Raw genomic sequence first — 12484 nt, forward strand, 5'->3', positions numbered from 1 at the left:
TCTGCTTCCTGTCTCTTTTGAAGTCCTGTTTTCAGCGGGACAAAAAAAGTGCCACCGGCAGGTGTGGACGCAAATTTGCATGGGATAAGGATCAATCGACGTTTCAAACATTTATCTTTACACTATGACTGAGCGAACCTCGAAGCGGTGGTGGAAGCGTCCTGTCACACTTATGGCGGGAGGTGTGCTGTTGCTTGTGCTCCTGCTGGCAGGAGCCGAAATCTGGATCGGGATAAAAATCCGCCGCACCATCGAGCGCGAAGCGGCCGTCCTGACCGGCGGCATCTGCCGCGTGGAGGTCAGGCACGCCCGTTTTAACCTCTTTAACCGCTCGGTACGCCTGCGCGGCATAACGCTCAGCACCGACAGCACGACGCTCGCAGCCAAAGGTACCCCGCTCGAGTCGCTCAGGATCGAACTGGAACAACTTTTCGTCAAAGGCATCCGTTGGAAAAACAGCGGGGGTGACCGTTCGCTTTCACTCGGCGAACTGACCCTGCAATCCCCCGTCGTACGTCTGGTGCGCAACTCCGATTACAGGCGTCCGGACCAGGACAGCACGGCACCAAAATCCAAAAGAAACGCCCGCGAACAACTGGCCGCATTCGCAGGTCAGATAGCCATCGGTCGCTTTGCACTGACCGGTGGGACGTTCGACTATTGCGAACTCAGGAACGGCAAGCGGCTTTGCCACGGTATCGATGACATTACGCTCCAAACCGACCACCTCGGCCTCGACGCTTCGTCCAGCGATCCGGAGCATGATTTTCTCAGCGGCGACTTCCATACCACGATCGGCAGCATCACCTACCTGCTGGACGACGGTAACATAAAACTGGAGATAGATTCACTCGGCGTCGACACCAAAACCGGAGGGCTCTCGCTCCGGGGTATCCGCCTGCTGCCGCAACTTCCGAAAAGCGACTTCGCAGCGCTCACCCGCAACCACACCGACTGGACACAGGCAGTAGCCGCAGCGGTCGACTGCAACGGAGTGGACTTCGCGGCATTGCTGAACGACAAGTCGTTGAAGATAGACAGTGTCGCTGTCCGGAATGTGATACTCGGCAGTTACAAAAACAGGCAGGTGCCCCAGCGCCAGCGGATCAAACCGCTGTTCTACGAATCTCTGCATAAACTGCCCTGGGACGTCGATATCCGCCGCATCCGTTTCGACAGCCTCGACGTGACCTACCAGGAACTTTCGCCCACAGGAACGACCCCGGGAACCATCACCTTCAACGAACTGAACGGGGACTTTTTCGGGCTTACGAACCGGCCCCGGAACGGTCGCACCTCTTTCACGATCGAAGCACAGGGCAAGCTGATGAACCGGGGCCGGATGCAGGCGACCTTTACGCTCCCCGTCGATTCGACCGATAACGATTTTACGGTAACAGGCCGACTCGGCCCCCTCAATGCCGAAGCGCTGAATCCGATTACAGAACCCCTCACCAACCTGTACATCGACAACGGCCGGATCAACGGCATGAACTTCAGCATCGCCGGGAACGCCATGCAATCCTCGGTAACGCTCGAACTGCGGTACGACAGCCTGAATGTCGCATGGATGAAAAACGAAAACGGACGGCTGCAAGAACGGAAATTCCTCTCCGCAGTGCTCGACGGACTGGTGCTCAAGCACAGCAATCCGGACAGCCAGGGGATGCGAACCGGTTCCGGAACAACGGAAAGGGACCAGTACCGCTCCCAATTCAACTACTTGTGGAAATCGCTGCTACCGGGAGTCAAATCCACGCTCATGGGGCGCGACAGGAAGCGGCACCGCGACAAATAACACCATTCCCCGGACCGCTTATACCTAATTTTTAGTCCGGACCGTATCATTCTCCAATTTATTTTCCTATCTTTAATTATACGAAGATTTTTTCGGCTCACATATCGGTTTCATTTTCAAACCATTCACCATATCCATTAGGCTAAGACCGCAACTTGGCCGGATATTTGACTTGAAAATTGAAAAATGCAGGCTGACCGCTCCCCGGACAGACTCGCTGCATAACACGAAACTTCAGGCAGCTCCGGTTTCAGGCAACCGCAAGCTCCGGGATAAAAGCAATACAAACTATGATAACCGACCAATTGAACACCGGGCTGATTTCCGCGATGAAGGAGAAACTACCCCAGGGTACGAATCTCGCGAACCTGCTGATGGACATCCTCTATATCGGCAAAGAGGCCGTTTACCGCCGGCTGCGAGGCGAGGTACCTTTCACGCTGGCCGAAGCGGCGGTCATCTCGCAGAAAATCGGCATATCGCTCGACCGGATCACCGGCACAACCTTCAGAGGCAACGCACTCTTCGATCTGAACCTGACCCATTATGACAATCCGATCGAGACCTACTACGGCATCATCGAACATTATGCAAAAATATTCAGCGTCATCAAAGAAGAACCCGAAAGCGAACTGAACACCTCGTCGAACATCATTCCGCAAACGATCTACCTGAAATATCCGCTGTTATCGAAATTCAGGATGTTCAAATGGATCTACCAGCATTCTCAGCAGAACAACACGCAATGCTACGAACAACTGGAACTTCCCGACAAACTGCTCGACCGGCAGCGGGAGTTCGTTTCCGAAACACAATTCGTCCGCAACACCTACTATATCCTGGACAGCATGGTGTTCCGGTACCTGACCAACGACATTCGCTATTTCATAGACAGCCACCTGATTACCGATGAAAATGTACGGAACCTGCGCGAAGAGCTGCTCGAACTGGTCGATGAACTCGAGCATATCGCCACCGTAGGCGCTTTCGAAACGGGTCGCGAAGTGCAGTTCTATGTTTCGAATATCAACTTCGAGGCGACTTATAGTTACGTCGAATCGCAACAGCATTGCCTCAGCCTGATCCGGGTATTTGCGATCAACTCGATCACCTCGATCGACCCCGAAGTGTTCAAGCAGGTCAAGGAGTGGATTCAGTCGCTCAAGAAGTTCTCGACACTCATCTCCCACAGCGGCGAGATGCAGCGGCGCCAATTTTTCAACCAACAGCGAGAAATCATCGGCACCCTCTGATCCGGACACCTATCACTGCCGCGCCACACATTCGAAATCATGTTGCGAATTTTGCCACAACCCGAGACGCCGCACACCTGATTTTCGATTTTCGGGCCCCCAGCCAACCCCGCCGCCAGAATCAGAATCTTCCCCAAAGAGTCAAACTCCCGCCGCGCAACAGTTTTCCGGTAAAGAAACCACATCTTTGCAAAGAGGTGAGGAAAGTTTTACACACCCAACATCCGATGCGGAAAACGCACCGCGGCAGGGCATAATCCGGACGACCAATCCGGCTCCAGGCAACGATTTGCATCCGAAGAACATCCTGAAAGTACAGATACAAAATTATATATACACAAGATCGAATATCCTATCGAACAAAATCATGAAAGAAAATTTTAACGCCGCATTAATCCGCGCGATCCGCGAAACGGCTCCTTCCGGGGAAAATCTGGCCAACGCGCTGATGGACATCCTCTGTATCGGCAAGGAAGCCGTATACCGCCGCCTGCGCGGCGAAGTGACCTTCACGTTCGAAGAAGCGGGCATCATCGCGCACCACTACTCGCTCTCCCTCGACCGCATTACCGGAACAGTCAGCGGCGGCACGAACCAGTTCAGCCTGGGTATCCCCCTTGCCGACAACCCGATGGCAGCCTACACCACACTGTTGAAACGCTACCGGGATTTCTTCGAAAACGTACAGAACGATCCCTCGGCGGAGGTCTCTTCGGCGACGAATATCATACCCTTCACCTTTTACTGCGGGTACGAATATCTCTCCCGGTTCCGGCTCTACCGCTGGATGTACCAACACCAGCCGCTACGCACCCACGTACCGCTGTCGCAAATTACCGTCCACCAGCAACTGACCGACCTGCATTTGCAACTGGGCCGGTCCGTCCGTCAGGCGGCGCACACCACGTTTATCCTCGACGGAAAGTTGTTCGAATCGTTCATCAATGAAATCCGTTATTTTTCGGATTTGCACCTGATTTCAAACGACGAACGGGAAAAGATGCTCTGCGAACTGCTGTTACTGCTCGACGAACTGGAAACGCTCGCTGCCGCAGGGGAATTTTCTCCGGGAAAACGACTGGATATCTACCTCTCACACCTGGATTTCGAGGCGACTTACAGTCTACTGGTCAAAACCGGCTTTGAAATGGCTTTTTTCCGGGTATATTCGATCAATTCGCTCGACTCGCAGGATCCGAGCATCTGCACCGTACAGCGGGAATGGCTGCAATTCCTCAAACGCCATTCGACACTGATCTCGCAAAGCGGCGAAATTCAACGCCGCCAGTACTTCCTGCGCCAGCGGGAACTGGCCGCACGCCTGCAGATGGAACCAGCCTGAAAACGTTATCCGAGTTCCGGTGCAACTACCGGCGCGATTGCTTCCGCACCCTCTGTTCCCGATCCGACAGCTCCCCCGGTATCGGGGCATTCCAGATAGGTGCGCGAAGCAAGGCGGCGCCCGATCCGGGCCGTCGCCCACGCAAGGTAAATGCCCGCTGTCAGCAGCACCAACATCGACTGGCCGAAGACATAGAGACAATCGTACCCGAAACGCCCCTGATAGCCGAAACGTCCCGCCTCGTCGCCGTCACCGGACAACAGCACCGTATTGTCGACCAGGAACCGGTAAATCATCGCCAACGCCACCGGCAGGTACAATCCGAGCGTCAGGATCGATAACGTAAACTGGATGAAGAAAAAGAGCAGGGCCACCAACACCGGACTTTTCAGGCGAATCCGGTACTCGCCGTATGCGAAATCGATGAACCATTTAAGCTCGAGATAGTAATAGAGTGCCAGCAACAGCAGGATTCCCACGCCGCAAACCGGAACGAGAATCCCGAAGAATGCGCTGCCGGTAGCCGCTGCGACACCCGACGAGAAGTAGAGCACAAAAGCCAGGATACCGTAAGGAATCATCAGTACGAAAGTCATCAGGCAAAACAGCGTCCAGCCTGCACCCTTAAAATGGAACGGCCTGTCGCGGTATGTCGCGTTGTCCGAGAAAAAGCGCGTCATCCGCGCGATAAACCAAGGATAATAAATCCCCAACGTTACAAACGTCAGCAGCGTTCCCAAAGCGACCAATCCCAAATACCGGCCGAAACTGTAATCGGTCCGGACGGCTTCGCCCCGGTATTCGATCCCCTCTATGCAAATACGCATATAAAAGAAAGCCAGCAGGCACGCCGCCAGCAAATATAGAATCTGGAACACGACGAGTTCGACCAATGCTTCGCGTGCAACCGCCGAAGAGGTTACCGGGTCCACGGCTGCCATCGCCGCAGCCTGCGTATAGTGCATGGAGATCGTCATGCCGCTATAACCGCCCGCTACGATACAGAGCAGATAACCGATGCAAACGGCAAAAAGCTGCAACCCGCGCACCCGAAAATTGAAATAGTTTTTCATAATCTTGATTCGTTAGCTGTTCCGACAACGAATGTACGACTATTTTTCGATTCCTCGCGGGAAAAGAAGTGAAAAATTTGTACATTTGTTGCCTGTATTTAACATTCAAACCGCTATTATGAGCACGTTGGAACTGAGCGAACAGGAGCAGATCCGCCGCAACTCGCTCGCCGAGCTGCGCAACCTGGGCATCGATCCCTACCCCGCAGCCAGATACGAAGTGACGGCGACCGCCGCACAGATCGCAGAGCAGTATGACCCAGAAAAGGGCAATTTCCAGGACGTTTCACTGGCCGGCCGCATCATGAGCCGCCGGATCATGGGCAGCGCATCGTTCTTCGAATTGCAGGACCATACCGGCAAAATCCAGGTCTACATCAAACGTGACGAAGTGTGCGGAGGCGATCCCGAATCGACCCTCTACAACAAGGTGTTCAAGAAACTGCTCGACATCGGCGATATCGTCGGGATCAAAGGTTTCGTCTTCATCACCCAGACCGGTGAACTGTCCGTTCATTGCAAGGGATTTACGCTGCTGAGCAAAGCGCTGCGCCCGCTGCCCGTAGTCAAGGAGAAAGACGGCAAAGTATACGATGCCTTCAGCGATCCGGAACAGCGCTACCGCCAGCGCTACGTCGACCTGATCGTCAATCCGCAGGTCAAGGATACGTTCCTCAAGCGGAGTAAGATCGTCAACACGATGCGCCAGTTCTTCAACGAGCGGGGCTACCTCGAGGTGGAGACGCCGATCCTGCAGCCAATTCCCGGCGGAGCGACGGCCCGGCCTTTCGTCACGCACCACAACGCACTGAACATCCCGCTCTACCTGCGCATCGCCAATGAATTGTATCTCAAACGCTTGATCGTAGGAGGTTTCGACGGCGTGTACGAGTTCGGCAAGGACTTCCGCAACGAAGGGATGGACCGTACGCACAACCCCGAGTTCACGGTGATGGAGATCTACATCGCTTACAAGGACTACATCTGGATGATGGAGTTCGTCGAAGAGATGCTCGAACGGGTCGCCATTGCACTGCACGGCAAGACCGAGGTAATGATCGACGGCCGCGAAATCAGTTTCGCCCGCCCGTTCCGCCGCCTGTCGATGACCGACGCGATCCGCGAGAAAACCGGCTTCGATATCACCGGCAAAAGCGAAGAAGAGCTGCGTGAAGCATGCAAAAAACTGAACGTCGAAATCGACGAGACGATGGGCAAAGGCAAACTGATCGACGCGATCTTCGGCGAATACTGCGAAGAGGAGCTGGTTCAGCCCACTTTTATCATCGACTACCCTATCGACATGTCGCCGCTGTGCAAGCGCCACCGCGACAATCCGGACCTGACCGAACGTTTCGAACTGTTCGTGAACGGCAAAGAGTTGTGCAACGCCTACTCTGAACTGAACGATCCGATCGACCAGCTCGACCGTTTCCAGGAGCAGCTGCGCCTGAGCGAGAAAGGCGACGACGAGGCGATGTTCATCGATATGGACTTCGTCCGCGCACTCGAATACGGCATGCCGACCTGCTCGGGCATGGGTATGGGTATCGACCGCCTGACGATGTTCATGACGGGCCAGACCACGATCCAGGACGTGCTCTTCTTCCCGCAGATGCGTCCTGAAAAGGCCGCGCAAAAAGACGGCGAGAAGGAATTCGGCGCAGTCGGCGTCCCGGCGGAATGGGTCCCCGTCCTGCACAAAATGAGCCTGCTGACCGTCGAGGCCATGCGCAAAATCGCATCGGGCAAGCTCTTCAACGACCTGTGCGGCTTCAACAAGAAAAACAAACTGGGCCTCAAAAACCCGACGATCGAAGACGTACGCAGTTGGATCGGGGAATAACCCCTCACACCGGCTTCCGGCGGCTGCGGCCGAGGCAGCGGACCACGCCAAGCCAGCACACTCCCTCCGTGGAACCGAGCTACAAAAGCGATGCATCCCGGATTGGAACCGGATGTACGCCCACAACGATAAAAATGCATTTAATTTACTGATAATAAGACTATGAGAAAGAAAATTGTCGCAGGAAACTGGAAAATGAACACCACTCCGGTGGAGGGTGTCGAACTGTTCAAAGAGGTTGCCGCCAAGAAAGGCGAGGTTTGCTCGTGCGTAAACTTCATCGTGGCCCCCCCTTACACGCACCTTTCCGAAATCGTGAAGCTGTCGCGCGGCACCGGTATCGGAGTAGCTGCCCAGGACTGCGCCACCGAAGCCAAAGGCGCCTACACCGGCGAGGTTTCGGCCCAGATGATCGCTTCGCTCGGCGTCGAGTATGTAATCCTCGGACACAGCGAACGCCGCCAGTATTACGGCGAAACCAGCGCTACGCTGAATAAGAAAATGGAACAGGCTTACGCCAACAACCTTGCACCTATCTACTGCGTTGGCGAGAACCTCGAAGAACGTGAAGCCGGCAAACATTTCGACGTAGTGCGCAAGCAGATCGAAGAGGTTGTTTTCAACCTCACTCCCGACCAGTTCAAAAAATTGATCATCGCTTACGAGCCCGTATGGGCCATCGGTACCGGCAAGACCGCTTCGGCCGAACAGGCACAGGAGATCCACGCCTTTATCCGCAAGGTGCTGGCTGAGAAATTCGGCGATGCTGCGAACGAAACCGTAATCCTTTACGGCGGCAGCTGCAAACCCGGCAATGCAGCCGAACTGTTCGCCAAGGCAGACGTGGACGGCGGCCTGATCGGCGGCGCGGCACTGAAAGCCGAGGATTTCATCGCCATCGGCAAAGGATTCTCAAAATAACGGATTCTTTATACATTATACATTTTACAAAGGCTTCGGGCTGCTTGCCCGAAGCCTTTGTCATTTAATCGCAAGAAAAAGCCAGTAACTTGCATGAAGTGATTGCAATCAAGCTCCGAACACACAATCGGAAGTGTCAATATCCCCCGAACTGACGCTGCAAACTTCCAGCCCTGAAGTCACCCAACACATGTCTGTAATTATTGGAAGATGAACCGGTATTGAACTCCAGAGCAACCGTATACGAGGCGTCCACCGGTTTACCGAATGCAGTAGCGGGTTGCCATCGGGGTGCACCCTGCATCACCCGGATCACCTCCTGGGTAAACAACGGACTGGAAGATTCCAACTCCCGAAAATCACAAACAGAGCCATCCGCACGCACGGTGAAGGCGACACGCACAAGTCCGCTTTTATTAAACCGCTGCAAAGTCGGCGGATAAATTACTTGAGTGGCAACCCACCTCGAAAACGAATCCACCCCGGCGCCCTGGAATTCAGCACCTGCGAACGATGCGGCATAGGCCAGGCAGGAACGCAGGGAATCGGCAGCCTGCCGCGACGACTCCGCTCCCGGTGCCGTGCGATACAGAAAAACGAAAGCTACTCCGTTCCGGTCATACACCACCCCATTCCGGTCGCGGGAGAGGATGCTGAGCGTACGGTCCAAAGCATCGTATTCCGCGCTCTTGATCGCATCGAGGGGCAACTGTTTCACCTGCTTTTTATCCGCAGGCTGCCAGTCGATCAAATAACGCTTAGCCTTTTTGTGCCGCAGCGCCTGATCCGGTGCGATCCAACGGCCGCCGTAATCAACTCCGGACAGCGAGGTGACATACAAAGTATCCCCTGCTGACGAAATATGCACCGATAAAACAGAATCGGGATTCAGGCCCTGCATCCCTTCCTTCACCTCGGCCCCGTCCACGTAAATGACCGGATCGAACCAAACAACTTCCGGAGAAATTGTCCGGGACATCGCACCTTCCGAAGATACGGATGCCCGGAGCGACACAACCGATAATAACATCATTCCATTCCAGACCATCCAATGCATAAACGGCCCGGTCAGCATCTTGCAACTTCTCATAAGCATAATTTCAATGGTTAAACATATGCACAGTGTATGACAACGTTCACAAACAATAAAATATAACTCGATCGAACCAAAAATTACGGACTAAAATACAATCGACTCGGCTGTCGGAAAGGAGGGGATGTAAGCAGGGCTGTCTCCTCCTACCGTTATATACGAGCGTTCGAATTGTCGTCGCAGAGATTCGGCGCGAGGTGACCGTAAAACCGGTCTACGTTCTACCGACTTTCCCTTTAAATTCCACGGTTGCCCGAATTCAAAAGCTATCGTATAAGAAACATCCACCGGTCTACCGAAAGCGGTCGCCGGTTTCCAACGGGGTGCACCCTGCATCACCCGGAATATCTCTTCTGTAAAAAAATGACTGTCCGATTGCAATTCATGAAAATCTCCGATCGAACCATCCGTGCGTACAAAAAATGCCACACATACCTTTCCACCTCTATTCCGAGACAAAAGCTGCACAGGATAAACCGTATGCCGGGCTACCCACCTCGAAAACGAATCTACCCCGGCGCCCTGGAATTCAGCACCTGCGAACGATGCGGCATAGGCCAGGCAGGAACGCAGGGAATCGGCAGCCTGCCGCGACGACTCCGCTCCCGGTGCCGTGCGATACAGAAAAACGAAAGCTACTCCGTTCCGGTCATACACCACCCCATTCCGGTCGCGGGAGAGGATGCTGAGCGTACGGTCCGAAGCATCGTATTCCGCGCTCTTGATCGCATCGAGGGGCAACTGTTTCACCTGCTTTTTATCCGCAGGCTGCCAGTCAATCAAATAACGCTTAGCCTTTTTGTGCCGCAGCGCCTGATCCGGTGCGATCCAACGGCCGCCGTAATCAACTCCGGACAGCGAGGTGACATACAAAGTATCCCCTGCTGACGAAATATGCACCGATAAAACAGAATCGGGATTCAGGCCCTGCATCCCTTCCTTCACCTCGGCCCCGTCCACGTAAACGACCGGATCGAACCGATTCTCTTCCCGGAACGTAATCCGGTCAACCGTTGTTCCGTCCGGAGAGGAATCCGCCGCCCGGACCGAAGTCAACGACAATAACACCATTGCATTGCAAATCAGGCAAAACATCAATGGGTGTAACAAAATCCTTCGCCGTATCATCATACCTATATTTTGTTTAGGATTGAACAACCTACCCAAATATAACCATATTTCAACAAAACACATAGCGTTTTATACAATATAAAACATTCTTATTCCTAAAAATTAACCGTCTGCTCGCTCTTGCATTGTCCTCACCAGAAGTTCCGACACCCTAACGTGCCACCGGCGGCAAAGCAAAGCCCCGGACAACCGATACCAACGGCCAGATACAAAAACCGGTGTTTTTCCAGATTTGCATAATTTATAGTATCTTGACACCGTCAATTCTTTACTATTTTATGGAAATTGTAATCATACTCGGCCTGATCCTGCTCAACGGAGTCCTTTCCATGTCCGAGATTGCACTGGTATCAGCCCGTAAGTCGAGGTTGGAGACCGATGCGAAGAAAGGGAGCAAAGCTGCCGGAACCGCCCTGAAACTGGCCAACAGCCCCGACATATTCCTGGCGACGATCCAGATCGGCATTACGCTGGTGGGGATCCTCACCGGTCTTTACTCGGGCGACGTACTGGCCCAGCGGTTCGCACCCGTAATCGCCAAAATCGGACCGCTGCAGCCTTACAGTGTAGTCATCTCCCAAACGCTGATCGTCGTGGTGGTCACCTACCTGACGCTCATCATCGGTGAATTGGTCCCCAAGCGGATCGGCATGACTGCAGCGGAAAAAGTGTCGAAGCTGGTCGCCCGGCCGATGTACCTTTTCTCCCGCATCGGACGCCCGTTCGTTTGGTTGCTGTCGTGCAGCACGAACGGCGTTATGCGCATGATCGGACTCGACAAAGCCGGGGAGAGCAAGGTGACTGAAGAGGAGATCAAAGCGATCATCCAGGAAGGCGCCGAAGACGGCGAAGTCCAGGAAGTCGAGCAGGAGCTGGTAGAACGGGTCTTCAACCTCGGCGACCGCAACGTCGGATCAATCATGACGCATCGCAGCGAATTGGTATGGCTCAACATTTCTGACGACAACGAGCAGATCAAACGCATTGTGGAGAGCAACCTCTACAACGCCTATCCGGTAGCCGACCATACGCTCGACAACATCGTGGGCGTGGTCTACCTCAAAGACCTGTTCGGCAAGCTGGACACGCCGGGCTTCACCCTGCGGCAGGTATTGCGCCCGGCCAAGTACATCCCGGAAAAACTGAGCGTCTATAACGCACTCGCGCGACTGAAAGCCGAAGAGGTGAAATACGGCATCGTAACGGATGAGTTCGGCAGCGTCGAAGGTATCGTCACGCTCAAGGACATCGTCCGCGCACTGATCGGCGGCATGCCCGAAGTCGGCGAAGAGGAAGAGATTATCCCGCGCGAAGAGGGCGGTTATCTGGTTGACGGACAATGTCCGTTCTATGATTTCCTTGCCTATTTCGACCGAGAAGAGCTTTACAACGAGTACAACTACAACACGCTCAGCGGACTGATCCTCGATTTGCTCGAACGCATTCCCGCTACCGGCGAGCGCTTCGCCTGGAAAGAGTTCGATTTCGAGATCGTCGATATGGACGGTGCTCGCATCGACAAAGTGCTCGTCACCATGAACAGTCCGGTTACGGAAGAATAACGGTTGCGGCACTAACCCGAACAACCGCCGGAGACTCCTCCGCGACTTGCCTGCATCAGAACCGGCAAACGATCGCCGCCAAAGCGGTCCTGCCTATAAAACAATTTTCCCGTCCCGGTGTCGATGTTGCCGGTACGGGAAAATTTATTTAGCTATCACTGTGGTGAGGGCACTCATCACCGTCGAGAAAAAGCAAAGCGAGAGCACAAACCAAATACCCATCCAGAGCAGCGCCGCCCTCGCCCAAGTCACCTTATTGGGGTTGATTCCGTCACCGAACGCCCAAACCAAAAGAAAAATCAGGTTGACTAAAGGGATTGCCATCAACAGGATAGCGAAAAACCACTCGACGGTCGAAACCGTCTGAACAGGCGGAGCGTCATCCGCAGCAGGACGTGGCGTCTGGGGAGTGAAGCCGGGTCCGTACATAATCAATATACATTTATAGGTTAGTCTTCCCTATAA

Annotated in this window: 10 protein-coding genes; 6 read left to right on the top strand and 4 right to left on the bottom strand. The window is 54.0% G+C overall.

Going from position 1 to position 12484, the window contains the following annotated elements; genetic code table 11:
* The first annotated feature begins 124 nt into the window (after window positions 1-124).
* The 3 genes from NQ495_RS03270 (at window position 125) to NQ495_RS03280 (ending at window position 4393) form a co-directional block, all read left to right on the top strand.
* Window positions 125-1798, top strand: coding sequence for an AsmA family protein (locus tag NQ495_RS03270; RefSeq protein WP_009134391.1), 1674 nt, complete (start codon window positions 125-127; stop codon window positions 1796-1798).
* A gap of 290 nt (window positions 1799-2088) precedes the next feature.
* Window positions 2089-3051, top strand: coding sequence for a helix-turn-helix domain-containing protein (locus tag NQ495_RS03275; RefSeq protein ID WP_009134390.1), 963 nt, complete (start codon window positions 2089-2091; stop codon window positions 3049-3051).
* 367 nt (window positions 3052-3418) lie between these two features.
* Window positions 3419-4393 carry a hypothetical protein gene (locus NQ495_RS03280; protein ID WP_009134389.1) on the top strand — a complete coding sequence of 325 codons (975 nt, stop codon included), beginning with the start codon at window positions 3419-3421 and terminating at the stop codon, window positions 4391-4393.
* A gap of 5 nt (window positions 4394-4398) precedes the next feature.
* On the opposite strand, the gene NQ495_RS03285 is transcribed toward NQ495_RS03280, so the two are convergent.
* The gene (locus NQ495_RS03285) at window positions 4399-5466 is read right to left on the bottom strand and encodes a DUF898 family protein (protein ID WP_009134388.1); all 1068 of its coding nucleotides are present in this window, start codon (window positions 5464-5466) and stop codon (window positions 4399-4401) included.
* 118 nt (window positions 5467-5584) lie between these two features.
* Here NQ495_RS03285 and lysS point away from each other — a divergent pair, with 118 nt between their 5' ends.
* Both lysS and tpiA read left to right on the top strand, forming a co-directional pair.
* On the top strand, window positions 5585-7312 hold the full coding sequence (gene lysS / locus NQ495_RS03290) for a lysine--tRNA ligase (RefSeq protein WP_009134387.1): 1728 nt from the start codon (window positions 5585-5587) through the stop codon (window positions 7310-7312).
* Window positions 7313-7474: 162 nt separating this feature from the next.
* A complete protein-coding gene (tpiA, locus tag NQ495_RS03295) occupies window positions 7475-8233 on the top strand; it encodes a triose-phosphate isomerase (protein ID WP_009134386.1) in 759 nt (252 codons plus the stop codon).
* Between the two features lie 136 nt (window positions 8234-8369).
* Here tpiA and NQ495_RS03300 read toward each other — a convergent pair whose 3' ends face one another.
* Both NQ495_RS03300 and NQ495_RS03305 read right to left on the bottom strand, forming a co-directional pair.
* Window positions 8370-9323 (bottom strand): energy transducer TonB, encoded by a 954-nt coding sequence (locus tag NQ495_RS03300; protein WP_009134385.1) that lies wholly within the window; start codon window positions 9321-9323, stop codon window positions 8370-8372.
* Window positions 9324-9413: 90 nt separating this feature from the next.
* On the bottom strand, window positions 9414-10421 hold the full coding sequence (locus NQ495_RS03305) for an energy transducer TonB (RefSeq protein WP_040294549.1): 1008 nt from the start codon (window positions 10419-10421) through the stop codon (window positions 9414-9416).
* A 314-nt stretch (window positions 10422-10735) separates the two neighbouring features.
* Between NQ495_RS03305 and NQ495_RS03310 the strand changes: the two genes are divergently transcribed.
* Window positions 10736-12019: a hemolysin family protein gene (locus NQ495_RS03310; protein ID WP_009134383.1), complete on the top strand. Its 1284-nt coding sequence runs from the start codon at window positions 10736-10738 to the stop codon at window positions 12017-12019.
* A 144-nt stretch (window positions 12020-12163) separates the two neighbouring features.
* Here NQ495_RS03310 and NQ495_RS03315 read toward each other — a convergent pair whose 3' ends face one another.
* Window positions 12164-12448 carry a hypothetical protein gene (locus tag NQ495_RS03315; RefSeq protein ID WP_009134382.1) on the bottom strand — a complete coding sequence of 95 codons (285 nt, stop codon included), beginning with the start codon at window positions 12446-12448 and terminating at the stop codon, window positions 12164-12166.
* Between the last annotated feature and the right edge of the window lie 36 nt (window positions 12449-12484).

This window comes from Alistipes indistinctus YIT 12060, assembly GCF_025144995.1.
Lineage (GTDB): Bacteria > Bacteroidota > Bacteroidia > Bacteroidales > Rikenellaceae > Alistipes_A > Alistipes_A indistinctus.